The sequence below is a fragment of the Falsiroseomonas sp. CW058 genome (assembly GCF_050563535.1).
Lineage (GTDB): Bacteria > Pseudomonadota > Alphaproteobacteria > Acetobacterales > Acetobacteraceae > Falsiroseomonas.
Genome location: NZ_JBNXUO010000038.1, coordinates 19,942 through 42,173, shown reverse-complemented (window position 1 = coordinate 42,173; position 22,232 = coordinate 19,942). Strand labels below are relative to the sequence as shown.

Genomic DNA, 22,232 nt, shown 5'->3' with positions numbered 1-22,232 from the left:
CCCGCCAGCCGCGGCCGGACGCCCGCGCCAGCCGCCCTCCGAGGAGCAGATCCGCTTCGCCGTCGAGTTGTTGCTGGACCGGGCGCCGACGCCCCGCGAATTCCGGCTGTTCGGCCGGCTGCCCGACCTGCCCGCGCTGAGGCAGGCGATCCTGGCCGGTGCCGCCCCTGGTTCCGCCCCTGGTTCCGCCCCCGCCACTGCGCCGCCGCGCGACGCCGCCGCGCGCGGGCCGGATGCGGCCGACCTCGCGGCGATCGAGGCGCTCGGCGCCGGGGCTGCCGGGGAGCCCGGCTTCATCGTGGACTGGTTCGGCCTGCGCACGCCGCTCGGCATCGCGCCGGACCTCGCGGCCGGGGCCGGCAAGGTCCTGCCCGCCCCGGTGGCCGGCGACAGCCGCGCGCGCGCGGCCGAATGGGCGGGGCTCGCCCGCAGCGTCGCCGCGGCGGCCGGCACCTGGCACGCGCTTTCCATCGGCGCCGGGCGCGGCGACCTGCTGCTGGCCGGCGCCGTCGCCGCCCGCCGGCGCGGGCTGACGCCTGTCCTCCAGGCCAGCGAGGCCGATCCCCGCCGCTTCGCCGCCCTGCTGGAACACGCGGCCGCCAACGGCATCGACCCCGCCGCGCATCGCTTCCAGCAGGCCGAGATCGGCCCCGCACCCGCCGCCCGCCCCGCGCGCGGCGCCTCCGTGCAGGACATCCTGGCCGAGGCCCCGTCCTGGGACTGGGTGCAGGTCGCGCCGGCCGGCACGCTGGTGCCGTTGCTGCAAGGGGCGATGCCGCTGCTGACGGAGCGGGTGCGCATCCTGTCGCTGGCGACGCATGGGCGGCTCGACGAGATGACGGCGATCCGCCTGCTGTCGGCGGCGGGCTGGACGCTGCTGGCGGAGCAGCCGGCCGTGCTGGACCTGCGCCGGCCCAAATTCGCCACGCGCAGCGGCGCCCAGGTCTGGCGCGCCCCGCAGGCGCCGCGCGCCGCGGGGGCGTGACGCCCGCGGGCAGGCCGGCGCCGGCGCTTCTGCCGGCGCCGCGCATGGTCTAGGGTCCGGCCGGCATGGCTCGCCTCGCCGATCTCCTCACCCTCCCCGCGCGCATCGCCCGTCTCGAGAAGCGGCTGGAGGAGGCGATCGCCTTCCTCGCCGCGCGCACGCCCCCCCGGCAATTCGCCCAGGCCACCTATCTCGGCGACCACACCGCGCTGGCGCTGCTGAACCGGCGGATCATGCTCTACCTCGACACGCGCGGCACCGACATCGCGCCCCACCTGATGACGCATGGCGCGTGGGAACCGGACGAGCTCTGCGCCTTCGAACGCATGCTGCGCCCGGGCGACACCGTGCTCGACCTCGGCGCGCATCTCGGCGTCTTCGCGCTGACCGCCGCGGCGGCGGTCGGCCCGGCAGGCCAGGTGCATGCCTTCGAGCCCAACCCCCGCCATGCCGGGCTGCTGCGGCGTTCCGTCGCGGTGAACGGCTTCGCGGACCGCGTGACGCTGCACCTCGCCTCGGTGGGGGATGCCGCGGGCGCGGCGACGCTGCTGTTCGAGCCGGAGTGGTCGGGCGGCGGCTTCCTCGATGCCGCCATCCCCGGCGCCGGCCCGCGCGCGGATGGGCGGCACGCCATCACCACGCGGATGGTGGCGGTGGACGACCTGCTGCCGGACCCCGCCACGCGGCTCGGCGTCGCGAAGCTCGACATCGAGGGGATGGAGGGCCGCGCGCTGCGGGGGATGCGGCGGCTGCTGGAACGCTCGCCCGATGCCCGGCTGCTGCTGGAATGGGCGCCCGCCATGCTGGCGGGCCAGGGCACCCCGGCGCCGGAGGTGGCGGCGCACCTCGCCGCGCTCGGCTTCCGCTTCTGGCTGGTGGGTGCGGGCGGTGCGCTGGAGCCCCTGCCCGCCGCCGCCCTCGCGGCCTTCGAGGGCGGCATCCGCAACGTCGTCGCGGCGCGGGGCAACCCGGCATGACCGGCTGGCCCGGCCTGCTGTCGCGGCTTCCCCTGCTGCGCCGGCCGCCCTCGTTGGCGCGCGGGACGAAGCTCCTGGCGCTGGCGGACCTCGCGGCCGGGCGCGGGGCGGTGAGCGCCGCGATCCGCGCACGCTGCCACAACGTCCCGCTGGATGCGCACACGGTGCTGAGCCGCGTGCTCGGCCGCTACAAGATGCTGGTGGACAGCCGCGATCTCGGCCTTGCGCCGCACCTGATGCTGGACGGCTTCTGGGAATACTGGACCACCGCCTTCGTCGCGCGCCGCCTGCGCCCGGGGCAGGTGGCCTGGGATGTCGGCGCCAATCTCGGCTATTTCAGCGTGCTGATGGCCGATGCGGTGGGGCCGGCGGGCCGCGTCACCGCCTTCGAGCCCAATCCCCGCCTGGCGCTGCTGGCGGAGCGCAACCTGGCGCTGAACGGCATGGCGGACCGCGCTGCCGTGATCCGCGCCGCGGTGACCGCCCGCAGCCGCGGCACGCTGCGCTTCCGCGCCCATCTGGACGACCCGAAGAACGGCCGCCTGGTGGAGCCTGGGGAGGCAGAGCCGGTGGAGATGCTGGAGGTGATGGAGGTCGCCGTCTCGACGCTCCGGCTCGACGACATGGAGGATCCGCGCGTCGACTTCATCAAGGTCGACGTGGAGGGCGCGGAGGAGGCCGTCTGGGCCGGGATGCAGGGCGTGCTGGACGCCAACCCCGGCATCACCGTGCTGCTGGAATTCAACGCCCTGCGCTGCCGGGAGCCGGCGCGCCTGGTGGCGGAGATGACCGCCCGCTTCGCCCTGCGGGAGCTTCGCCTCGACGGCCGGGTCCGCCCCGTCGACGCGAACGAGATGCTCGGCCGGCGGGAGGACACGATGCTGGTGCTGACCGCGGGGCGGGTGTAGCCCGCGGCGTCACGCCCCCGGCGCGATCTCCACCCGCGCGCCGTGCCGCGTCTCCGACGGCAGGCAGAGCGCGGCGAGGCCGGGGGCCACGTCCCCGGGCTGGGGCAGGCGGTCCTGGTCCTCGCCCGGCATGGCGAGCATCCGCATCTTGGTCGCGACCACGCCGGGATCGGCGAGGTTCACGCGCAGCGCGGTCTTCTCGACCTCCTGCGCCCAGGTCAGCACCAGGTGCTCCATCCCCGCCTTGGTCGCGCCGTACATCCCCCAGTAGGCGCGCGGGCGCCGCACGCGGCCGGTGGTGAGGAACACTGCCCGCCCGGCGTCGGAGGCGCGGAGCGGCGGGTCGCAGCTGCGGATCAGCCGCCAGGCGGCCGAAAGGTTCACCGCCACCGTCTCCGCCCAGTCGCGCGGCTCGATATGCGCGACCGGCGTCAGCTTGTTCAGCACGCCCGCATTGTGGACGAGGATGTCGAGCCGCCCGAAGCGTTCGAAGATCGACGGCCCGATGAGGTCGAGCTGCTTGTCCGCGTCCTTCTGGAGGTCGAGCGGCAGCAGCGTGGCGCCGCGGCCGGTGGCGGCGCGGATCGCGTCGTCCACCTCCTCGAGCCCGCCCTGGGTGCGGGCGACCAGCACGCAATGCGCGCCGAGCCGGGCGAGTTCGAGCGCGAGCGCCGCGCCGATCCCGCGCGAGGCGCCGGTGACGAGGGCGACGCGGTCCTTCAGGGGGGCATCGGCCGCGGCGATGGGCGCGGCACCTGCGGTTGCTGTCACTGGTTGGCGGCCTGGAGGAGGGAGGGAGGGCGTTCGGAATTGTCCTGCTGGTCGGTCAGCGGGATTGCGTAGTCGCCGGTGAAGCAGGCGTCGCAATAGCCGGGGCTGGCCGGGTCGCGCCCGGCGCGGCCGAGCGCGCGGTAGAGCCCGTCGAGCGAGATGAAGGCGAGGCTGTCGGCGCCGATGATGCGCGCCATCTCCTCGATGTCGTGCTTGGCGGCCAGCAGCTTGCCGCGTTCCGGCGTGTCGATGCCGTAGAAGCAGGAATGCGTGGTGGGAGGGGAGGAGATGCGCATGTGCACCTCCGTCGCGCCGGCCTGGCGCACCATCTCCACGATCTTGCGGCTGGTGGTGCCGCGCACGATGGAATCGTCCACCAGGATCACGCGCTTGCCTTCCAGCGTCGCGCGGTTGGCGCTGTGCTTCAGCTTCACGCCGAGGTTGCGGATCTGGTCCGTCGGCTCGATGAAGGTGCGGCCGACATAGTGGTTGCGGATGATGCCGAGTTCGAAGGGAAGCCCGGCCTCGGCCGCGTAGCCCATGGCGGCGGGCACGCCGGAATCGGGCACCGGCACCACCACGTCGGCGCCCACCGCGCTTTCGCGGGCGAGTTCCGCGCCGATGCGCTTGCGCGTGTCGTAGACGGGCGTGCCTTCCACCGTGGAATCGGGGCGCGCGAAGTAGATGTACTCGAAGATGCAGAAGCGGCTCGACGTCTTGCCGAAGGGCCGGACGGACCGCAGGCCGGCATCGTCGATCAGCACGATCTCGCCCGGCTCCACGTCGCGCACGAATTCCGCGCCGATGATGTCGAGGGCGCAGGTCTCCGACGCCAGCACGAAGCCGCCTTGCGCGAGGCGGCCGAGCACCAGCGGGCGGACGCCCATGGGGTCCCGCGCGCCGATCAGCGCGCCGTTGTGCAGCGCGACCAGGCTGTAGGCGCCCTGCACCTGCTTCAGCGCGTCGATCAGCCGGTCGGTGACGGTGGTGTAGAGGCTGATGGCGATGAGGTGGATGAACACCTCGCTGTCGGTGGTGGACTGGAACAGGCAGCCGCGGCGCACCAGGGCGCGCTTCAGCACATGCGCGTTGGTCAGGTTGCCGTTGTGGGCCACGGCGAAGCCGCCGAACTCGAAATCGGCGTAGAGCGGCTGGACGTTGCGCAGCGCCGTCTCGCCCGTGGTCGCGTAGCGGTTGTGGCCGAGCGCGGCGCGCCCGGGCAGGCCGGCGATGACCTGCGCGTCGCCGAAGTTGTCGCCCACCAGCCCGCGGCCCTTGTGGGCGTGGAACTGCCCGCCGGCGGCGAGCGAGACGATGCCCGCCGCTTCCTGCCCGCGATGCTGCAGGGCGTGCAGGCCGAGCGCGGTCAGCGCCGCGGCGTCGGCGCTGCCCCATACGCCGACCACGCCGCATTCCTCGTGCGGGTGGTCGTCATCGGCCCATCGGTCCAGGCGGAGGTCGTCCATGGCGTTCTTTCTGCTACCGGCTGCGCGCCGCGGGGCGGAGCAGCTGGTCCATGCTCGGGTCGCGGCTCACCGCGCCTTCGGCCAGGCGCGGGCGGAAATCGGCGGGAAGGCGGTCCACCAGCCAGCGGGCGCCGTCGGCGGCCAGCGGCAGGCTGCGGGCCTGGCGGACCGGTTCGGGCCAGTGGTCGGCCGCCGGCATCACCAGCCCGCCCACGATATAGGCGAGCACCACGATGAACGCACCCCGCGCGAGGCCGAAGACGAGGCCGAGCGCACGGTCGACGCCGCCGAGGGCGGAACGCTGCACCCGCCCCGCCAGCCAGGCGATCAGGATCTTCAGGACCACCAGCACCACCAGGAACACCGCGCCGACCGCGATGCCGGTGGCCAGCCAGGGGGGCTGGACGTATTGCGCGGCCAGCGGCTGCGCCGCCGGCTCCGCCAGGATGGCGAGCACGACCGCGCCCGCCCATGCGCCGATGCCCAGCACCTCGCGCACGGCACCGCGGAAATAGGCCAGCCCTGCCGAGACCAGCAGAACCGCCAGGACCACGCCATCGACCCAGGTCATCGCGCCCCAGTGTCTCAGTCGGACCGGATGCGCGGCGGGGGGCCGCGGCGGTCGAGGTCGGACTGAGGGACGACCTGTCGCGCGGGGGGTATAGCGGGCGGGGCGCCGGGTGTCATGGTGGCGCGTGGGCCGCCTTCAGGCCGGCGCCGGGTCCCTCGGCGCGCCCTCCTTCGCGCCCGCCGGCTTCTTCTTCCGCACCGTCTCCGCCGCGAAGCCCGCCACCAGGTCGGCCAGGTGGCCGATCTCGGTCAGGCGCAGGCCGGGGATGGCGGCGGGCGGGGCGGAGCCGCGGGCCACGCGCCGCGGCAGCGTCGCGGCGCCGAAGCCCAGCTTCTGCGCCTCCCGCAGCCGCGTCTCGGTCTGGGCGACCTGCCGCACCTCGCCCGAAAGCCCCACCTCGCCGAAATAGACGGCCTCCGGGTCGGTCGGGCGGTCGGTGGCGGCGCTGACCAGGGCGGCGGCGACCGCGAGGTCGGCCGCCGGTTCGTTGATGCGCAGCCCCCCCGCCACGTTCAGGTAGACGTCGTTCATGCCGATGCCCATGGCGCAGCGCGTCTCCAGCACCGCCAGCAGCATCGCCAGCCGCCCCGAATCCCACCCCACCACCTGCCGCCGCGGACTGCCGCCGGCGGAGGGCGAGAGCAGGCACTGCACCTCCACCAGCACCGGCCGCGTCCCCTCCACCCCCGCGAAGACCGCGCTGCCGGAGACGTTGCCCCGGCGTTCCGCCAGGAACAGGGCGGAGGGGTTCGGCACCTCCACCAGGCCGCGCTCCGTCATCTCGAAGACGCCGATCTCGTCGGTCGCGCCGTAGCGGTTCTTGACGGCGCGCAGGATGCGGAACTGGTGGCCGCGGTCGCCTTCGAAATAGAGCGTGGCGTCGACCATGTGCTCCAGCACGCGGGGGCCGGCCAGCGTGCCCTCCTTCGTCACATGCCCGACCAGCACGATCGCGAAGCCGCGGGTCTTGGCGAGCCGTATCAGTTCCGCCGCGCAGGCGCGCACCTGGCTGACCGTGCCGGGCGCCGAATCGAGCGCGTCGAGCCAGACGGTCTGGATGGAATCCATCACCACCAGCGCCGCCTCCGGCTCGCCCTCCAGGCTGGCCGCGATGTCGCGCAGGCTGGTCGCGGCGGCCAGGCCGAAGCGCCCCTTGTCCGACCCGTCCGAGACGCCGAGCCGCGCGGCGCGCAGCCGCACCTGCTCCACCGCCTCCTCGCCGCTCACATACAGCGCCCGGCGTCCGTCGCGGGCGATGCGGGCGGCCGCCTGCAGCAGGATGGTGGACTTGCCGATGCCCGGATCGCCGCCGACCAGCACGGCCGAGCCCGGCACCAGCCCGCCGCCCAGCACGCGGTCCAGCTCCGCGATTCCGGTCATGATCCGCGCCGGGGGCGCGGAGCTGCCCTTCAGGCCGACGAATTCCACCCGCCGCCCGCCGCTGGCCTTGGCGGCGGGGCCGGGGCCGCGGGCCTCGGCCACTTCCTCGACCAGCGTGTTCCACTCGCCGCAGGCATCGCAGCGGCCCTGCCATTTCGGGGCGGGGGCGCCGCAGGCCTGGCAGACGAAGCGGGTGCGGTCCTTCGCCACGGCAGGCGGTCCTTTGGCACGAAACGGGAACGCAGCTTCATAGCGCAGCCCGTGGCGCGGCGGAACCTCCAGGCTCCGCCCGAGATCACGGGTTCGTGTGGGCAGCGTGCCGGGTGACCGGGGGTTCCACGCTCCGCACCGGCGGCCATTGGGTGCATGCTGGCCGGACATGGCCGCAGTCACCTCCAACCCAACCGGCATGCCGGCCGGCAAGGCTCGGACCCTGCGGAGCCTGCTCGCGCTGCAGAGCCTCGCGCTGCTGCTTCCCCTGTTCGCCCTCGGCGCGGCGCTGCTGCTGGTTCATGTCGCGCATGAACGGCTGAAGCTGGAGATGGTGGCGCAGTCCGATGCCTGGCGCAGCCTGCGCGCGGTGGATGCGCTGCTGGTCGATCGGCTCGCCTGGCTGCGGCGTGTCGCGATGGTGGGCGACACGCCGGACGCCTGCCTGGATGCCCTGCCGCAGGGCGGCGACGCACTGCTGGCGCTGCATGCCGCCGATGGCCGGGTGCTGCGGGATGCGCGCCCGCAGGGGCAGGCGCTTGGCGCCGCCGCGGGCGATGCGGCGCGCGCCGCCGCGGCCGCGGCGCGCCCCGTCTCCCGCCTGGTGGAGGATGCGGCGGCGGGCGGGCATGCGGTGCTGCTGGTGCAGCCCGCGCCGTGCTGGACCGACATGCCGGGCGGCTTCCTCTCGCTCGGCGTGCCGGCGGAGGCGCTGCGCGGGGCGCTGGAGGCCGGCGGGGCGCGCTTCACCGAACGGCAGTTCCCCGCCCTGGTCGACGCCGAGGGCGTGATCGCCGCGCGCTGGCAGGACCATGACCGCTTCGTCGGCCGGGCCATGCCGCCCGAGGCGCGGCGCGCGATCCTGGATGCGTCGGACGGGCTGTGGCGGGGCCGGAGCGCGGCAGGCGCCAACGTGACCGTCGCGCATGCCGTGTCGGGCTTCAGCGGGCTCGCCGTCGGCATCGGCATCCTGCAGGAGGATCTGGGGTCGCCGCTGCGCCGGTCGCTGCTGGCGCTCGCGCCCGGGCTGCTGGCGGTGGTGGCGCTGTGGCTGACGAGCACCGCATTGGCGGCGCGGCGCATCGGCCGGCCGATCGAGAGCCTGCGCGACGCCGCCCTCGCCCTCGCCGACCGCCGCGCCCCGCCCCAGCTCGACACCGGGGTGGCCGAGGTGAATGCGGTGGGCGAGGCGCTGGCCGAGGCCGCCGAGCGCCGCGACGCGGCGGAGAGGCAGCGCGACCTGCTGGTGCGGGAGCTGCACCACCGGGTGAAGAACCTGCTGGCCACCGCGCAGTCGCTCGCCACCCTCTCGGCGCGGACGACGCAGGACCCGGCGGGCTTCGCCGCGCAGTTCGGCGACCGGCTGCGCGCGCTGGCGCGCACCCACACGCTGCTGCTGGAGGAGCCGGGCGTGACCGCGCCGCTGTCCCTGCTGCTGGACAGCGTGCTGTCGCCCTATCGCGGCGGCGGGATCGGGCGGGTGCGGCTGGAGGGACCGGCGGTGATGCTGCCGGCCGAGACGGCGGTGGCGCTCGGCCTCGTCCTGCACGAGCTTGCGACCAACGCCGCGAAATACGGCGCGCTGTCGGTGCCGGAAGGGCGGGTCCGCGTCACCTGGTCCCTGCCCGCGCCGTCGCGGCTTGCGATCACCTGGACCGAGAGCGGCGGCCCGGCGGTGGAGGCACCCCCGACGCGCGAGGGCTTCGGCAGCCAGCTGCTGCGCCGCGCCCTGGCCGGCGCCGCGGGCGAGGTCGCGACGGAATGGCGGCGGGACGGCGTGGCCGTTCGGATCGGGCTGACGCTGCGGCCCTGAGCGGCGCTACCGCCGCAGCTCCATCTGGATCGGCCCCTCGCGCTCGCCGCGGGCGAACTGGTCCACCATGGGGTTGCCCGTGGCGCCGAGTGTCGCGGCAGCCCCGGTCCAGACGATGCGCCCCTTGTGGATCATCGCCGCGTCGTCGCCGATGCGCCGGGCGCTCGCCATGTCATGCGTGATGCTGACGGCGGTGGCGCCGAGGCGCCTCACGCAGTCCACGATCAGCCCGTCGATCACCGCGCCCATGATGGGGTCGAGGCCCGTCGTCGGCTCGTCGAAGAAGATGATGTCGGGCTCGGCCGCGATGGCGCGCGCCAGGCCGACGCGCTTCTGCATGCCGCCCGACAGCTCGGCCGGCGAGAGGTCCCCGACGGAGGGCGCGAGGCCCACCTGCGCCAGCACCTCCGCCGCCTTGTCGCGCGCGGCGCGGCGGGTGATGCGGCGCTGCGCGAGCAGCTTGAAGCAGACATTCTCCCACACCGGCAGCGAATCGAACAGCGCGCCGTTCTGGAACAGCATCCCGATGCGGTCGTTCACCTCCTCGCGCCCCTGGCGGTTCAGCGTCGCGAGGTCGCGGCCATCCACCTCGATCACCCCCGCATCGGGCGTGATCAGGCCGAGGATGCATTTCAGCGTCACCGACTTGCCCGACCCCGACCCGCCGAGGATCACCATCGAATGCCCCGCGCGGATGTCGAGGTCGACGCCGTCCAGCACCACCTTCGGCCCGAAGGCCTTGGTCAGCCCGCGCAGGCGGATCTTGATGCCCTGCCCGCTCATCGGCTGAAGAAGATCGCGGTCAGGATGTAGTCGGTCGCGAGGATCAGGATGGAGCTTGCGACCACCGCCGAGGTGGTCGCCCGCCCCACGCCCTGCGCGCCGCCGCCGCTGGTGTAGCCGCACCAGCAGCCCATCAGCGTGACGATGAAGCCGAACACCGCCGCCTTCACCAGGCCCGAAACCACGTCCCAGATCTGGAGGAAGTCGAAGGTGGCCTTGAGATAGGCGCCCGAGGCGAAGCCGAGCTGCTGCGTGCCGATCAGCCAGCCGCCCATCACGCCGAGGATGTCGGCCACCACCACCAGCAGCGGCAGCGCCAGCGTCCCCGCCAGCAGCCGCGGCGTGACGAGGTATTTCATCGGGTTGGTGGACAGGGTGCCGAGCGCGTCGATCTGGTCGGTCACGCGCATCGTGCCGATTTCCGCCGCGAAGGCCGCGCCGATGCGGCCCGCCACCATCAGCCCGGCCAGCACGGGGCCGAGTTCACGGGTGATGGACAGCACCACCACATTGGCCACCGCGCCTTCCGCGTTGAAGCGGGCGAAGCCGGTATAGGACTGCAGCGCCAGCACCATGCCGGTGAAGACCGCGGTCAGCGCCACCACCGGCAGGCTGAACCAGGCGATCTCGATGAAGGCCTTGAGGAACAGGCGCCCGTAGAAGGGGGGGCGGAACAGGTGGCTCGCCGCCTCCGCCGCGAAAAGCGCGACGGCGCCCGCCCCGCGCAGCGCGCCGATCACCACGCGGCCGAGCGCCGCCGTCAGGTCGAGGGTGCGGTCCAAGGCGTCAGGCGCCTTCGTAGGAGCGCGCGTAGCGACGGCCGAGCGCGGTCATCACCTCGTAGCCGATCGTGCCGCAGCGCGCGGCGATGTCGTCCGGCGTGTTGCCCTCGCCGCCGATCAGCAGCAGGCGGTTGCCGGGGCGTGCCTGCGGCACGTCGGTCACGTCGAAGGTCGTCAGATCCATGGAAACCCGGCCCACCAGAGGCACGGCGCGGCCGTGGAGCATCCCCAGGGACCGGCCGGACAGGGCGCGAAGGTAGCCATCGGCATAGCCCGCGGCAACGGTGGCGATCCGCCGCGGCCCCGGCGCCGTCCAGGACGCGCCATAGCCCACCGTGTCGCCCGCCGGCACGTCGCGCAGCTGCAGGACCTCCGCCTCGACCCGCGCCACCTGGCGCATCGGGTTCGGCCGGCCCGGCACGGGGTTGATCCCGTAGATCGCGCAGCCCGGACGGGCAAGGTCGGAGCGGAAGTCGGCGCCGAGGAAGATGCCCGACGAATTGGCCAGGCTGCGCGGCACGCCCGGCGCGATCCGCGCCGCCGCCGCCGTGAAGCGGTCGCGCTGGCGCGCGTTCAGCGGGTGCGCGGGCTCGTCGCCGCAGGCGAGATGCGTCATGACGAAGCGCAGGTCGAGACCCCGCAGCCGGGCGGGCTCCTCCGCCAGCAGCGCCTGTTCGCGCGCATCGAGGCCGAGGCGGCTCATCCCCGTGTCGAGATGCAGGATGGCCGGGCGCGCCGCGCCGGCGGCCGCGGCGGCATGGGCGGCGATGTCGCCGAGGTGGTTCAGCACCGGCAGCAGGCCGGCGCCGCCGTCGGCGCCCGGCGGGAAGCCGTTCAGCACCGCGACCGCCGCCCCGGCGCCCAGCGCCTGCCGCAGCGCCAGCCCTTCGGACAGGTGCGCCACGAAGAAGGTCCCGCAGCCCGCTTCCCGCAGCGCCCGCGCCACCGCGGCGGCGCCGAGCCCGTAGCCATCCGCCTTCACCACGCCCGCCACCGGCGCGCCGTGGCGGTCGCGCAGGTCGCGCCAGTTGGCGGCGACGGCGCCAAGGTCGATGCGGAGGACGGCCTGGCCGGGCAGGGTCATGGCGGGGCGGTCCCCGGGACGGGGAGGCGGCAGGGGGTCACTCAGTCCCCATACCCGCCATCATGCTGCGTATCCAGGTCGCCGAAGCGGGTGAACTCGCTCTCGAAGAACAGCTTGATGGTGCCGGTCGGGCCGTGGCGCTGCTTGGCGATGATCAGTTCCGCCTTGTTGTGCGCCTGTTCCATGTCGCGCTGCCACTTGTCCAGCGCATCGCCGTATTTCTCGGCGTTGTCGTAGGTCAGCTCCTTCGGCTGGCGCTGCGCCAGGTAGTATTCGTCGCGGTAGATGAACATCACCATGTCCGCGTCCTGCTCGATCGATCCGGATTCGCGCAGGTCCGACAGCTGCGGCCGCTTGTCCTCCCGGCTCTCGACTTGGCGGGAGAGCTGCGACAGCGCGATGACCGGGATCGACAGCTCCTTCGCGATGGCCTTCAGCCCCTGGGTGATCATGCTGATCTCCAGCACGCGGCTTTCCGGCCTCGTGCCGGCCGCAGGGCGCATCAGCTGAAGGTAGTCCACCACGACGAGGTCGAGCCCCCGCGTGCGCTGCAGGCGCCGGCAGCGGGTGCGCAGCGCGCTGATGGTGATGGCCGGCGTGTCGTCGATGTAGAGCGGCAGCGCCTGCAATTCCCGGCTGACCTCCACGAAGCGGTCGAAGTCGCGCTGGGCGATGTCGCCGCGGCGGATGCGGTCGCCGGAGATCCGCGCCTCCTCCGAGAGAAGTCGCGTCGCGAGCTGGTCGCAGCTCATCTCGAGCGAGAAGATCGCGACGCCGCCGCGCGGCACCGCGTTCGGGTCCGCCTCCCGCGCCTTCTGCAGGATGGCGCGTGCCGCGCCGAAGGCGATCTTGGTGGCCAGGGCGGTCTTGCCCATGGCCGGCCGCCCCGCGAGGATCAGCAGGTCCGACTTGTGCAGGCCGCCCGTCTTCGCATCGTAGTCGCGCAGCCCCGTGGACAGGCCGGAGACGCCGCCGGGGTTGGAGAAGGCGGCCGCCGCGTGCTGCACCGCGGTCGCCAGCGCCTTCTCGAAGCTGACGAAGCCGCCTTCCGCGCCGTTGTCCTTGGCAAGGTCGAACAGGTTCTGCTCGGCCGCTTCCAGCTGCTGGCGCGCATCCAGCTCCGGCTCGGCGCCGAAGGCGCGGTTCACCACCGTCTCGCCGATGTCCACCAGCTGCCGGCGCAGCCAGGCGTCGTGGATGACGCGCCCGTATTCGCCGGCGTTGATGACGCCGACCATCGCGCCCAGCAGCTGCGCCAGGTAGGCCGGGCCGCCCACCTCGTCGAGCAGGCCGTTGTGCTCGAACTCGGCGCGCAGCGTCACCGCATCGGCCAGCTGCCCCGCTTCCACCCGGCGCTGGATGGCGGCGAAGATGCGGCCATGGATGGCATCGGCGAAATGCTCCGCCGCCAGGAATTCGCTGACGCGCTCATAGGCCTTGTTGTTGGCCAGCAGCGCGCCGAGCAGCGCCTGTTCCGCCTCCAGGTTGGCGGGCGGCAGGCGCTGCGACAGGCCGAGGAGGCCGTCGCCCAGGGAGCCCGGTGGAGGTCCGAAGGTGTTCATCGCAGCAGTCTAGCGCGGCGGGCGGGGGCCGCGCGCCTCCCCTCCGCTGGGGATGGCTGTGGATAACGGGGGTAGTGTGGCCGTGGCGCCCCGCTGTGGCCGCCGGGCCATGCCCGGCGGGGCGCATGCGGAAAGGGGGAGGTGGCCGCGAAGCCCCCTCCCCCCTCCTTCGATCGTTGGCGGCCCGGATGCGGGCCGCGCGGCCTTCAGCGTTCCGATGCTGCGCCCAGCTCGGCAAGCTCGGCGGCGAGCTCGGCCTCCAGGTCCTCCTCCTCGGCCAGCTCGGCGGCGCGGACATCCTCGCCACGGGCCTGCTTCTCGGCCTCCTCCTGGGAGCGGGCGACGTTCACGCCGACCGGGATCACCACTTCCGGGTGCAGCGCGACGCGCACCTGGTGGATGCCGAGCGTCTTGATCGGCTGCTCCAGCTGGACCTGGCTGCGGTCGAGCGTGAGGCCCGAGCCCTTGCAGGCATCGGCGATGTCGCGGCCGGAGACGGAGCCGTAGAGGCTGCCCGATTCGCCGGCGGAGCGGATGATGACGACCGACAGGCCGTACACCCGCTCGGCCACGCGCTCGGCCTCCTCGCGGCGCTTGAGGTTCTGCGCCTCGAGCTGGACGCGCTCGCGCTCGAACCGCGCCAGGTTGTCCTTGCTCGCGCGGATCGCCTTGCCCTGCGGCAGGAGGAAGTTGCGCGCGTAGCCCGGGCGGACCTTCACGCGCTCGCCCATCTGGCCGAGCTTCTCGACCCGTTGCATCAGGATGACTTCGATCATGGCCGCACCTTATCGGCTTGAGTTCAGGGGGTCGGCGGCGGCGCACCGCGCCGGGCCCGGGTTCCGTTGAGAATGTCGTAGAGGCCGTAGCCGGTGACGGAGAGCGCCACCGGCACCGACATGACGATCAGGGCGGCATAGGCGCCGCCCAGGACCATCGTCCGCCCCCGCAGCGCACGCGTGGCGCGATGGAAGGCGGCGAGGCCGTGCAGGAAGATCGGCACCATCAGCGCCAGCAGCAGGGAGAGCTGGACGGCGTCGGCCTCGTCGTCGGCGGCAAGCCACAGCAGCAGCGCCAGCCCCGGCAGCACGGCGTACCAGGCCGGCAGCCGCGCCTCGCGCCAGGCCGGCGCGCCGGCGATGACGCGGGTGCGCGCCAGCAGGGCGCCCGCCGCGGCGGCGTTGACCAGCAGCGCCATCGAGACCCAGAAGCCGATCGCCGCCGCCTTCACGCGGACGAGATCGGCCACCAGCCCGTCATGCGCCGGCAGGCCCATCCGCCGCAGCCCGGCTTCCGCCGCGCCGCGCATCGCGCCCTCCAGCCCGCCCGGCTCGTCGCCGAGCATGAGGGCCGCGAGCAGGATGCCGCCCGCCGGGATGATGCCGAGCAGCGCGAAGGGCAGCGCCAGGTCGATCCGCCCGCGCCGGTCGCCCGCCAGCACCAGCATCGCCACCGGCACGCCGAAGGCGGCCAGGAAGATGCCGAGCGCCAGCGCGCTGCCGGAGAACAGGATCGCCAGCGACGCGACCGCGAGCGCGGCCGCCAGCGCCGCCATGCCGAAGCCGATGCCGGCTGCGAACAGCGGCAGCGGCGACAGCCACAGCGCGACGGCCCCGCCCGGCAGCGCCCGGAAGGCCCAGAGCGCCAGGGTGGCGGCGCCGAGGCCGCAGGCGGCCGCGGCCAGCCAGCGCGGGTCGGAGGTCATCCCCCCGCCGCCCGGCCCGGTCCCGACCGGCCCATCCTGGCCTTCCGTCGCCATCGCCCGGTTGCCCTCCGGCCCCCGTCCGTCAGTCGTTGATGACGTAGGGCAGCAGCGCGAGGAAGCGGGCGCGCTTGATGGCATTGGCCAGTTCGCGCTGCTTCTTCGCGCTGACCGCGGTGATGCGGCTCGGCACGATCTTGCCGCGCTCCGACAGGAAGCGGCTCAGCAGGCGCACGTCCTTGTAGTCGATCTTCGGCGCGTTCGGGCCGGAGAAGGGGCAGGACTTGCGGCGGCGGTAGAAGGGGCGGCGCGCGCCGACCGCGGGGCGGCGGGCGGCGGGGTTCAGGGTCGCGTCGTCAGTACGGTCGGACATCTCGGCTCACTCCCCGTCCACGCCCATGTCGAGTTCCTCGCGCGGGCGCGCCCGGAACTCCTCGCGGTCGTCGCGCTCGCGCCCCGTGCCGGGGCCGCGGCCGGACCCGAAGCGGCCGGCCGGGCGCGGGCCGCGGAAGCCGCGGTCGCGCTCGCGGTCCTCGCCGCGGCGGGCGAGGATGGCGGACGGCCCCTCCTCGATCGCCTCGACGCGCAGCGTCAGCGTCCGCAGCACGTCCTCGTGCAGGCCGAGCTGGCGCTCGACCTCCTGCAGGGCGGCGGGCGGGGCGGAGACGCCAAGGAGCATGTAATGCGCCTTGCGGTTCTTCTTGATGCGGTAGGCTAGGCCACGCAGGCCCCAGTACTCGCGCTTGCGGACCTCGCCGCCGCCCTCCTTGAGGGTGGCCTCGATCTGGTCGGCGATCGCCTCGACCTGCTGTTGCGTGACGTCGTTGCGTGCCATCAGCACGCATTCGTACAGGGGCATCGGTACTCCCTTCGGCTGTCTCATCCCGGGGGCGGTCCATCGGCACCATGCCATGGGACGCGCGCAAGCGGGCATAGCCGGGACCGATGCCTCGGGTCCCGGCAGGGGAGCGCGGCGTAAAGCACGGGAGGGGGTGCGGGGGCAAGGGCGTTCCGCCCCCGGCCGCGCTTTCCGCCGCTTGACGCGCCCCCTTCCCCGCCCTAGGCCCGCGGACCCGTCACACCGCAGGGTCACGATCCCCCCATGGCGCTCGCCTTCACCTTTCCTGGCCAGGGCAGCCAGGCCCCCGGCATGGGCCGGGACCTCGCCGCCGCCTTCCCCGCCGCCCGCGAGGTGTTCGAGGAGGTGGACGAGACGCTGAAGCAGAAGCTCTCGAAGCTGATGTTCGAAGGCCCGGCGGAGGAGCTGACGCTGACCGCCAACGCCCAGCCCGCGCTGATGGCCGTCAGCCTCGCCGTGCTGCGCGTGTTGCAGCGGGAGGGCGGCTTCGACCTCGCCACCCGCGTCGCGCTCGTCGCCGGCCACAGCCTCGGCGAGTATTCCGCCCTTGCCGCCGCCGGCACCTTCGACGTGCCGACCGCGGCCCGCCTGCTGCGCCTGCGCGGCGAGGCGATGCAGAAGGCGACGCCGCCCGGCACCGGCGCAATGGCCGCGCTGCTCGGCGCCGAGATCGACCAGGCGCGCCGCATCTGCGCCGCCGCCGCCGCCGACCCCGAGACCGGGAAGGCGGAGGTGGTCGAGGTGGCGAACGACAATGGCGGCGGGCAGATCGTCGTCTCCGGCGCGGCCGCCGCCGTGGACCGCGCGATCGAGGGCGCCAAGGCCGACGGCGTGAAGCGCGCCATGAAGCTGCCCGTCTCCGCCCCCTTCCACTGCGCGCTGATGGCCCCCGCCGCCGATGCGATGGCCGAGGCGCTGGAGCGCGCGGCGATGGCCGCGCCGGTGGTGCCGGTGGTCGCCAACGTCACCGCCGCCAAGGCGACCGACCCCGCCGCGATCCGCGACCTGCTGGTGCGGCAGGTGACCGGCACGGTGCGCTGGCGCGAATGCATCCTGGCGATGGCCGCCATGGGTTGCGACCGCTTCGTGGAGGTGGGCTCGGGCAAGGTGCTGACCGGGCTGATGAAGCGGCTCGCGCCCGAGGCGAAGGCCGAGGCCATCGGCACGCCCGCCGACATCGAAGCCTTCCTGAAGACCCTCTGAGCGCGGCCGCCGCGCCGCCCGATCCCGACAAGGACCACCGATGATGTTCGACCTGACCGGCAAGGTTGCCCTCGTCACCGGCGCGACGGGCGGCATCGGCGAGGCGATCGCCGCCGCGCTGCATGCCCGCGGCGCGAGCGTGGCGCTGACCGGCCGGCGCGAGGCCGAGCTTGCCCGCGTGGCGGAGGCGCTGGGCGGGGGGCGCGTGCTGGTCGCGCCCGCCGACCTGGCCGACCCGGCGGCGCCGGCCGCCCTGGTGGAGAAGGTGGAGGGCGCGCTGGGGTCGCTCGACATCCTGGTGAACAATGCCGGCTTCACGCGCGACATGCTGGCGCTGCGGATGGGGGATGCCGACTGGAACGCGGTGCTGGAGGTGGACCTGACCGCCCCCTTCCGGCTGGCCCGCGCGGCGCTGCGGGGGATGATGAAGCGGCGGTCGGGGCGCATCGTCTCCATCGCGTCGATCGTCGGCGTCACCGGCAATGCGGGCCAGGCGAACTACGCCGCCGCCAAGGCGGGGCTGATCGGGATGAGCAAGTCGCTGGCGCAGGAAGTGGCGACGCGCGGCGTCACCGTGAACGTCGTGGCGCCCGGCTTCGTCAAGACCGCCATGACCGACGCGCTGCCCGAGGCCGCGCGCACCACCCTGCTGTCGCGCATCCCGACCGGCCGGATGGGCGCGCCGGAGGATGTGGCGGCGGCCGTGGTCTACCTTGCCAGCCCCGAGGCCGGCTGGGTCACCGGCCAGACGCTGCATGTGAATGGCGGCATGGCGATGGTCTGAAGGACCCCGGCCGGTCAGACCGGCCGGAAGCCGAAGCGCCCCGCCGCATCCCACGGGCCGCCGCGGTAATGCCACAGCAGCAGGCCTTCCCCCACCGCCGCCCAGGGCGCGAAGTCCGCGCGCATCTCCTCGAACAGCGCCCGCGCGGCGTCCGGCGCGGCCTTGTTCTGCACCGTGACATGCGGCCGCCAACCCTGCCGGTCCTGCGGCGTCAGCCAGTCCCGCCAGGCCTCGGCCAGCCCGGCCCGCAGCGCCCGCAGCGGCGGCGATTCGATCTCGTAGGCGACGCCGCGGCCGAGGAAGCGCAGCCCCGCGACGCGCAGCGCCAGCGGCGGCGTGGCGGCCGCGACCTGCGCCAGCCGGGCCGCCACCGCGGGCAGTTCCGCCCCCGGCAGGTGGTGGAACAGGGTCAGGTGCGCCGGGATGAGGTTCCGCCCGGGCGGGAAATGCGCCCGCCTCTCCGCATCCAGCCGCGCGAAGGCGGCGGGGTCGAGGGCGAGGGTGAGGATCAGGGGTGCCGTGGCATCCGGGCCAGCCATCCCCCCCATCTTGGCCCGCCCGCGTGCTTTCCCACCCGCCCCCGCTTGCGCGCCGCGCGGGCCTAGGCCAAGTGACGCTTCCATGTTAAGGCCCGCGCCCCCGGACCCACCCCCGGGCGGCCGCGCACGCCCGGGCACGGCAGGACCGCAGCAGGAGAGATCGCGGCTATGAGCGACACCGCCGACAAGGTGAAGAAGATCGTCGTGGAGCACCTCGGCGTCGAGGAGGCGAAGGTGACGCCGGAGGCGTCCTTCATCGACGATCTCGGCGCGGACAGCCTCGACACGGTCGAGCTGGTGATGGCGTTCGAGGAGGCCTTCGGCGTGGAGATCCCGGACGACGCGGCCGAGAAGATCACCACGGTGAAGGACGCGATCGACTACATCGAGAAGCAGAAGGCGGCCTGAGCCTTCGGCCCGCTCCCCCGGCCCCGGCCGCACGGACGCCAGCCGTCCCTGCGCCGCCGGACCGCCGGGCGGCGGGCATTCGCCCGCATCCGGCCCCGCCGCCTCCGCGGCGGCGCCCGGTGCGGCGGCGGGCCCGCGGCGCGGGCCGACCGGGTGCGCCGGGGCCGGCGCATCGCGCGGCAGGTTGCATGGGACAGGTCGAGGATAGGGGACAGCGCGTGTTCGGTCATCTGACGGCGCCGCGGCGCGTGGTGGTCACGGGCATGGGCATCGCCTGCCCGCTCGGGCTCGGTGTCGAGAATGTCTGGAAGCGCATGGTCGCCGGGGAATCCGGCCTCAATGCCATCCAGTCCTTCGATGTCAGCCAGCTGCCGGCGAAGATCGCGGGCCAGGTGCCGGTGGGCACCCGGGCCGAGGGCAAGCTCGACGTCAACGAGTGGATCCCGGTCAAGGACCAGAAGAAGATGGACCGCTTCATCCAGCTCGCGCTCGTCGCGGCGGAGGAGGCGGTGCAGGATTCCGGCTGGCTGCCCGAGGAGGAGGAGGCCCGCTGCCGCACCGGGGTGATGATCGGCTCCGGCATCGGCGGGCTGCCCACCATCTACGAGGCGTCGCAGATCGTCGCGGCGGGCAAGGCGCGTCGGCTCTCGCCCTTCTTCATCCCCTCCGCGCTGATCAACCTGGCCTCGGGCCATGTCTCGATCAAATACGGCCTCAAGGGGCCGAACCACTCGGTCGTCACCGCCTGCGCCACGGGCGTCCATGCGCTCGGCGACGCGGCGCGTCTCATCGCGCTCGGCGATGCCGACGTGATGGTGGCGGGCGGCGCCGAGGCGGCGGTGAGCGAGATCGGCATGGCGGGCTTCTGTGCGTCCCGCGCCCTGTCCACCTCCTTCAACGACACGCCGACCCGGGGCAGCCGCCCCTGGGACAAGGACCGCGACGGCTTCGTCATGGGCGAGGGCGCGGGCGTCGTCGTGCTCGAGGAGCTGGAGCACGCGAAGGCCCGCGGCGCGAAGATCTACGCCGAGGTGATCGGCTACGGCATGTCGGGCGACGCCTACCACATCACCGCCCCCACCGAGGACGGCGACGGCGCCTATCGCGCCATGAAGGCGGCGCTGCGCAGCGCCGGGCTGCAGCCGGCCGACATCCAGTACGTCAACGCGCACGGCACCTCGACGCCGATGGGCGACGACCTGGAGTTGCAGGCGGTGGAGCGGCTGTGGGGCGAGGAGGCGCGGAACCTCGCCATGTCCTCGACCAAGTCGGCCATCGGCCACCTGCTGGGCGCGGCGGGCGCGGTGGAGGGCATCTTCTCCATCCTCGCGATCCGCGACGGCATCGCGCCCCCGACGCTGAACCTGGAGAGCCCGTCGCGCGAAAGCCCGATCGACCGCGTGGCGCTGACCGCGCAGGAGCGGAAGATCGACGTGGCGCTGTCCAACAGCTTCGGCTTCGGCGGCACCAACGCCAGCATCATCTTCAAGCGGGCCGCCTGACGGCGGCGTGATGCGCCCGCCCCGGGCCGGACGGCACGGGGCGGCTTGCGACCGGCCGCCGCTCAGGGCAGGACTTCCTCACCCATGTCCCGCCGCCTGGCCGCTCTCCTCATCCTGCTGCTGCTGATCGCCGGCACCGCCGGCGGGGCCTGGTGGTACGCCCGCGCCGCCTGGACCGCACCCGGGCCGCTGGCCCAGCCGGCGCAGGTCGTGGTGCCGCGCGGCGGCATGACCGCCATCGCGGAAGCCCTGGCCGAACGCGGGGTGATCGCCGACCCCCGCGCCTTCCTCGCCGCCGCCTGGCTGACCCGGGGCGAAGGGGCGCTGCGGGCGGCCGAGTTCACCTTCCCCGCCGGCGCCTCGCTGCGCGACGTGTTCGAGGTGCTGCGCAACGCCCGCCCCGTGCAGCGCCGCCTGACCATCCCCGAGGGGCTGACCGCCCGTCAGATCGCCGCGGTGCTGGAACGCGCCGAGGGACTGACCGGCGAGATGCCGGAGGTGTCGGAAGGCGCGATCCTGCCCGAGACCTACGCCTACCAGTGGGGCGACACGCGCGCCGCCGTGGTGCGCCGCGCGACGGCGGCGATGGAGGCGGCGCTGGCCGAGATCTGGGCCGCCCGCGCCCCCAACCTGCCGATCCAGACCCCGCGGGAGGCGCTGATCCTCGCCTCCATCGTGGAGCGCGAGACCGGCAAGGCCGAGGAACGCGCCCTGGTGGCGGGCGTCTTCGTCAACCGCCTGCGGCGGGGCATGATGCTGCAATCCGACCCGACGGCGGCCTACGCCGCCGCCGATGGCGGCGTGCTGGAACGCCCGCTGACGCGCGCCGACCTCGACCGCGACCACCCCTTCAACACCTACCGCATCCGCGGCCTGCCGCCCGCGCCCATCGCCAGCCCCGGGCGCGACGCGCTGCGCGCCGTGACGCGGCCGGAGGCGACGGAGTTCGTCTATTTCGTCGCCGACGGCACCGGCGGCCACGCCTTCGCCCGCACGCTGGAGGAGCACAACCGCAACGTCGCGCGCTGGCGCGAGGTGGAGCGCCAGAGGAACGGCAGCGGCACGCGATGACGTTGCAGGGCTGGCCGCTCTGGTGGCGCCTGGTGGTCATCGGGGCGCTCTGGGGCAGTTCCTTCCCGCTGCTGCGGATGGTGGCGGCGGAGATGCCGCCGCTGGCGCTCGCCGCCATGCGGGGCGGCTTCGCGGCGGTGGCGGTGGTGGCCTTCCTGGCGGCGACGCGGCAGTTCGGCGGCGAACGCGCCTCCATCCGCCACGCCCTCGTGCTCGGCACCACCAATGGCTGGGTGCCGAACCTGCTGACCGCGCTGGCGCTGCACCGGATCGAGGCGGCGCCGGCGGCGCTGATCCATGCGGCGACGCCGCTGCTGGTGGCGCTGCTGGCGGTGCCGCTGCTGCGCGACGAAAGGCCGGGGCCGCGCGGCGTGGCGGGGCTGCTGCTGGGCTTCGCGGGGATCGCCGTCATCCTCGGCCCCGCCGCCCTCTCCGGCAGCGCGAGCTTCACGGGCGGGGTGCTGATCCTGCTGTCGGGCGTGTCCTACGCGCTCGGCACCGTCTATGCGCGGAAGGTCAGGCCGCGGGCGCCGGCGAAGCTGGCGCTCGGCCAGCAGATGGTGTCGGGCGGGGTGGCGGGGCTGCTGTCGCTGCCCTTCGACCCCGGCGCGGCCTATGCGCAGCCGGGCTGGGTCATCGGCGTGCTGGCGCTGCTCGGCGTCTTCGCCTCCGCCCTGCCGCTGACGATGTTCCTGATGCTGCTGGCGCGCGCGCGGGCGACGGATGCGGGGATGGTCGGCTACCTCCAGCCGCCCTTCGCCGCGGCGCTCGGCGCCGCGCTGCTCGGCGAATGGCCGTCGGGCGCGGCGCTGGCCGGGGGCGCCATCGTGCTGGCGGGGGTGTGGCTCGCCACCTCCCGCCCGCAGGGGTGAGGT

Annotated in this window: 23 protein-coding genes; 10 read left to right on the top strand and 13 right to left on the bottom strand. The window is 74.1% G+C overall.

Annotation, left to right across the window (positions count from 1 at the left end):
• From ACK8OX_RS22155 to ACK8OX_RS22145, 3 genes are all read left to right on the top strand, one after another.
• Positions 1-985 (top strand): hypothetical protein (locus ACK8OX_RS22155; protein WP_430666436.1); only part of this gene is annotated, 985 nt, incomplete at its 5' end.
• Positions 986-1,050: 65 nt separating this feature from the next.
• Positions 1,051-1,962, top strand: a complete 912-nt coding sequence (locus ACK8OX_RS22150) for an FkbM family methyltransferase (RefSeq protein ID WP_430666435.1) — start codon at positions 1,051-1,053, stop codon at positions 1,960-1,962.
• Positions 1,959-2,870 (top strand): FkbM family methyltransferase, encoded by a 912-nt coding sequence (locus ACK8OX_RS22145; protein WP_430666434.1) that lies wholly within the window; start codon positions 1,959-1,961, stop codon positions 2,868-2,870. The genes ACK8OX_RS22150 and ACK8OX_RS22145 overlap by 4 nt, the downstream gene beginning before the upstream one ends.
• A gap of 9 nt (positions 2,871-2,879) precedes the next feature.
• On the opposite strand, the gene ACK8OX_RS22140 is transcribed toward ACK8OX_RS22145, so the two are convergent.
• The 4 genes from ACK8OX_RS22140 to radA all read right to left on the bottom strand — a co-directional run bounded on the left by ACK8OX_RS22140 (position 2,880) and on the right by radA (position 7,268).
• A complete protein-coding gene (locus tag ACK8OX_RS22140; RefSeq protein WP_430666433.1) occupies positions 2,880-3,641 on the bottom strand; it encodes an SDR family NAD(P)-dependent oxidoreductase in 762 nt (253 codons plus the stop codon).
• The gene (gene purF, locus ACK8OX_RS22135; RefSeq protein WP_430666432.1) at positions 3,638-5,107 is read right to left on the bottom strand and encodes an amidophosphoribosyltransferase; all 1,470 of its coding nucleotides are present in this window, start codon (positions 5,105-5,107) and stop codon (positions 3,638-3,640) included. Before purF ends, ACK8OX_RS22140 begins: the two co-directional genes overlap by 4 nt.
• A 13-nt stretch (positions 5,108-5,120) precedes the next feature.
• Positions 5,121-5,678 (bottom strand): CvpA family protein, encoded by a 558-nt coding sequence (locus ACK8OX_RS22130; RefSeq protein ID WP_430666431.1) that lies wholly within the window; start codon positions 5,676-5,678, stop codon positions 5,121-5,123.
• 135 nt (positions 5,679-5,813) lie between these two features.
• Positions 5,814-7,268, bottom strand: a complete 1,455-nt coding sequence (gene radA / locus ACK8OX_RS22125; protein WP_430666430.1) for a DNA repair protein RadA — start codon at positions 7,266-7,268, stop codon at positions 5,814-5,816.
• Positions 7,269-7,437: 169 nt separating this feature from the next.
• On the opposite strand from radA, the gene ACK8OX_RS22120 reads away from it, so the two are divergent.
• A complete protein-coding gene (locus ACK8OX_RS22120; RefSeq protein WP_430666429.1) occupies positions 7,438-9,081 on the top strand; it encodes a sensor histidine kinase in 1,644 nt (547 codons plus the stop codon).
• Positions 9,082-9,087: 6 nt separating this feature from the next.
• On the opposite strand, the gene ACK8OX_RS22115 is transcribed toward ACK8OX_RS22120, so the two are convergent.
• The 8 genes from ACK8OX_RS22115 to rpsF all read right to left on the bottom strand — a co-directional run bounded on the left by ACK8OX_RS22115 (position 9,088) and on the right by rpsF (position 15,850).
• Complete coding sequence (locus ACK8OX_RS22115; protein ID WP_430666428.1) at positions 9,088-9,864, bottom strand: ABC transporter ATP-binding protein; 777 nt, start codon at positions 9,862-9,864, stop codon at positions 9,088-9,090.
• Entirely contained in the window at positions 9,861-10,646 is a 786-nt protein-coding gene (locus ACK8OX_RS22110; protein ID WP_430666427.1) for an MlaE family ABC transporter permease, read from the bottom strand. The genes ACK8OX_RS22115 and ACK8OX_RS22110 overlap by 4 nt, the downstream gene beginning before the upstream one ends.
• Before the next feature lie 4 nt (positions 10,647-10,650).
• Positions 10,651-11,730, bottom strand: a complete 1,080-nt coding sequence (gene alr, locus ACK8OX_RS22105; RefSeq protein WP_430666426.1) for an alanine racemase — start codon at positions 11,728-11,730, stop codon at positions 10,651-10,653.
• Between the two features lie 41 nt (positions 11,731-11,771).
• On the bottom strand, positions 11,772-13,292 hold the full coding sequence (locus ACK8OX_RS22100) for a replicative DNA helicase (protein ID WP_430666425.1): 1,521 nt from the start codon (positions 13,290-13,292) through the stop codon (positions 11,772-11,774).
• Between the two features lie 206 nt (positions 13,293-13,498).
• Entirely contained in the window at positions 13,499-14,068 is a 570-nt protein-coding gene (rplI, locus tag ACK8OX_RS22095; RefSeq protein WP_430666424.1) for a 50S ribosomal protein L9, read from the bottom strand.
• Between the two features lie 23 nt (positions 14,069-14,091).
• The gene (locus ACK8OX_RS22090; protein ID WP_430666423.1) at positions 14,092-14,994 is read right to left on the bottom strand and encodes a hypothetical protein; all 903 of its coding nucleotides are present in this window, start codon (positions 14,992-14,994) and stop codon (positions 14,092-14,094) included.
• A gap of 82 nt (positions 14,995-15,076) precedes the next feature.
• A complete protein-coding gene (gene rpsR / locus ACK8OX_RS22085) occupies positions 15,077-15,364 on the bottom strand; it encodes a 30S ribosomal protein S18 (protein ID WP_430666422.1) in 288 nt (95 codons plus the stop codon).
• Between the two features lie 6 nt (positions 15,365-15,370).
• A complete protein-coding gene (rpsF, locus tag ACK8OX_RS22080; protein WP_430666421.1) occupies positions 15,371-15,850 on the bottom strand; it encodes a 30S ribosomal protein S6 in 480 nt (159 codons plus the stop codon).
• 243 nt (positions 15,851-16,093) lie between these two features.
• Here rpsF and fabD point away from each other — a divergent pair, with 243 nt between their 5' ends.
• On the top strand, positions 16,094-17,053 hold the full coding sequence (gene fabD / locus ACK8OX_RS22075; RefSeq protein WP_430666420.1) for an ACP S-malonyltransferase: 960 nt from the start codon (positions 16,094-16,096) through the stop codon (positions 17,051-17,053).
• 43 nt (positions 17,054-17,096) lie between these two features.
• Positions 17,097-17,837 (top strand): 3-oxoacyl-[acyl-carrier-protein] reductase, encoded by a 741-nt coding sequence (gene fabG / locus ACK8OX_RS22070; protein WP_430666437.1) that lies wholly within the window; start codon positions 17,097-17,099, stop codon positions 17,835-17,837.
• 14 nt (positions 17,838-17,851) lie between these two features.
• Here fabG and ACK8OX_RS22065 read toward each other — a convergent pair whose 3' ends face one another.
• Positions 17,852-18,376, bottom strand: coding sequence for a 2'-5' RNA ligase family protein (locus ACK8OX_RS22065; protein WP_430666419.1), 525 nt, complete (start codon positions 18,374-18,376; stop codon positions 17,852-17,854).
• Positions 18,377-18,544: 168 nt separating this feature from the next.
• Between ACK8OX_RS22065 and ACK8OX_RS22060 the strand changes: the two genes are divergently transcribed.
• From ACK8OX_RS22060 to ACK8OX_RS22045, 4 genes are all read left to right on the top strand, one after another.
• A complete protein-coding gene (locus ACK8OX_RS22060) occupies positions 18,545-18,784 on the top strand; it encodes an acyl carrier protein (protein WP_430666418.1) in 240 nt (79 codons plus the stop codon).
• A 218-nt stretch (positions 18,785-19,002) separates the two neighbouring features.
• Positions 19,003-20,286, top strand: a complete 1,284-nt coding sequence (gene fabF, locus ACK8OX_RS22055) for a beta-ketoacyl-ACP synthase II (protein WP_430666417.1) — start codon at positions 19,003-19,005, stop codon at positions 20,284-20,286.
• A gap of 84 nt (positions 20,287-20,370) precedes the next feature.
• Complete coding sequence (mltG, locus tag ACK8OX_RS22050) at positions 20,371-21,357, top strand: endolytic transglycosylase MltG (protein WP_430666416.1); 987 nt, start codon at positions 20,371-20,373, stop codon at positions 21,355-21,357.
• A complete protein-coding gene (locus ACK8OX_RS22045; RefSeq protein WP_430666415.1) occupies positions 21,354-22,229 on the top strand; it encodes a DMT family transporter in 876 nt (291 codons plus the stop codon). The genes mltG and ACK8OX_RS22045 overlap by 4 nt, the downstream gene beginning before the upstream one ends.
• Positions 22,230-22,232 lie beyond the last annotated feature (3 nt).

What these genes read in the sequence shown, in the direction of transcription:
- ACK8OX_RS22150 (WP_430666435.1), top strand. Translation starts at nt 1,051, where the DNA reads ATGGCTCGCCTCGCCGATCTCCTCACCCTCCCCGCGCGCATCGCCCGT.
- ACK8OX_RS22145 (WP_430666434.1), top strand. Translation starts at nt 1,959, where the DNA reads ATGACCGGCTGGCCCGGCCTGCTGTCGCGGCTTCCCCTGCTGCGCCGG.
- purF (WP_430666432.1), bottom strand. Translation starts at nt 5,107, where the DNA reads ATGGACGACCTCCGCCTGGACCGATGGGCCGATGACGACCACCCGCAC.
- ACK8OX_RS22130 (WP_430666431.1), bottom strand. Translation starts at nt 5,678, where the DNA reads ATGACCTGGGTCGATGGCGTGGTCCTGGCGGTTCTGCTGGTCTCGGCA.
- ACK8OX_RS22120 (WP_430666429.1), top strand. Translation starts at nt 7,438, where the DNA reads ATGGCCGCAGTCACCTCCAACCCAACCGGCATGCCGGCCGGCAAGGCT.
- ACK8OX_RS22115 (WP_430666428.1), bottom strand. Translation starts at nt 9,864, where the DNA reads ATGAGCGGGCAGGGCATCAAGATCCGCCTGCGCGGGCTGACCAAGGCC.
- alr (WP_430666426.1), bottom strand. Translation starts at nt 11,730, where the DNA reads ATGACCCTGCCCGGCCAGGCCGTCCTCCGCATCGACCTTGGCGCCGTC.
- ACK8OX_RS22100 (WP_430666425.1), bottom strand. Translation starts at nt 13,292, where the DNA reads ATGAACACCTTCGGACCTCCACCGGGCTCCCTGGGCGACGGCCTCCTC.
- rplI (WP_430666424.1), bottom strand. Translation starts at nt 14,068, where the DNA reads ATGATCGAAGTCATCCTGATGCAACGGGTCGAGAAGCTCGGCCAGATG.
- ACK8OX_RS22090 (WP_430666423.1), bottom strand. Translation starts at nt 14,994, where the DNA reads ATGACCTCCGACCCGCGCTGGCTGGCCGCGGCCGCCTGCGGCCTCGGC.
- rpsR (WP_430666422.1), bottom strand. Translation starts at nt 15,364, where the DNA reads ATGTCCGACCGTACTGACGACGCGACCCTGAACCCCGCCGCCCGCCGC.
- rpsF (WP_430666421.1), bottom strand. Translation starts at nt 15,850, where the DNA reads ATGCCCCTGTACGAATGCGTGCTGATGGCACGCAACGACGTCACGCAA.
- fabD (WP_430666420.1), top strand. Translation starts at nt 16,094, where the DNA reads ATGGCGCTCGCCTTCACCTTTCCTGGCCAGGGCAGCCAGGCCCCCGGC.
- fabG (WP_430666437.1), top strand. Translation starts at nt 17,097, where the DNA reads ATGTTCGACCTGACCGGCAAGGTTGCCCTCGTCACCGGCGCGACGGGC.
- ACK8OX_RS22065 (WP_430666419.1), bottom strand. Translation starts at nt 18,376, where the DNA reads ATGGCTGGCCCGGATGCCACGGCACCCCTGATCCTCACCCTCGCCCTC.
- ACK8OX_RS22060 (WP_430666418.1), top strand. Translation starts at nt 18,545, where the DNA reads ATGAGCGACACCGCCGACAAGGTGAAGAAGATCGTCGTGGAGCACCTC.
- mltG (WP_430666416.1), top strand. Translation starts at nt 20,371, where the DNA reads ATGTCCCGCCGCCTGGCCGCTCTCCTCATCCTGCTGCTGCTGATCGCC.
- ACK8OX_RS22045 (WP_430666415.1), top strand. Translation starts at nt 21,354, where the DNA reads ATGACGTTGCAGGGCTGGCCGCTCTGGTGGCGCCTGGTGGTCATCGGG.